The organism is Reinekea sp. G2M2-21 (assembly GCF_015687175.1).
GTDB lineage: Bacteria > Pseudomonadota > Gammaproteobacteria > Pseudomonadales > Natronospirillaceae > Reinekea.
Window position 1 is genome coordinate 1 of record NZ_JADPQG010000040.1, and the last position, 521, is coordinate 521.

The window sequence follows — 521 nt, forward strand, 5'->3', positions numbered from 1 at the left end:
TTTTTCCTATGAGTTGAAATTATGCAAAGCCAGCTTATTGGTAATTATTTCTACCAGCTCCAGTCGTTGTCTAAGTTCAGATATGGTTCCATTCAGCTCATCAGCAATATCTTGTATTTCCTCGCCGTTGTCTGCATCGTTAACACAATGTTGAAACATCGATGCTCTTAACTTTTCGGCGGTTTCCATTGCAATATTAAATGCATCTTCGTCAAAGGCTTCAGAGATCCATCTTTTCGCATGTTCTAAGTATCCGGTTTCAAAGAGGTCAATTGCATCCCTTGCTTCAATTGCCTCTTGTGCGTCATACAAATCTTCCATAAATATTTCTATAAGTTATTAGGCTAAAGAGTCTGTGTTACACTAAACTCAATGTAACATTCTGATTTGACCATGTTATCTGCTACATTGACTAAATCAATCAATATACCCTCTTCAGTAGTAGGGGGCTCCAGCCACTGTGCTTGTGCGTCTTCGCTTACTAGACTCCATAAATCTCGACCGACATTAACATCAACATC

The 521-nt window shown here is 39.0% G+C and carries 1 protein-coding gene; it reads right to left on the minus strand.

Annotated elements, in window-relative coordinates:
- Positions 1-6: 6 nt before the first annotated feature.
- Positions 7-321, minus strand: coding sequence for a hypothetical protein (locus IYN85_RS25645; RefSeq protein WP_196161830.1), 315 nt, complete (start codon positions 319-321; stop codon positions 7-9).
- Between the last annotated feature and the right edge of the window lie 200 nt (positions 322-521).

Bases quoted from the DNA above. Each gene is read 5' to 3' on its own strand.
- IYN85_RS25645 (WP_196161830.1), bottom strand. From the start codon at position 321: ATGGAAGATTTGTATGACGCACAAGAGGCAATTGAAGCAAGGGATGCA.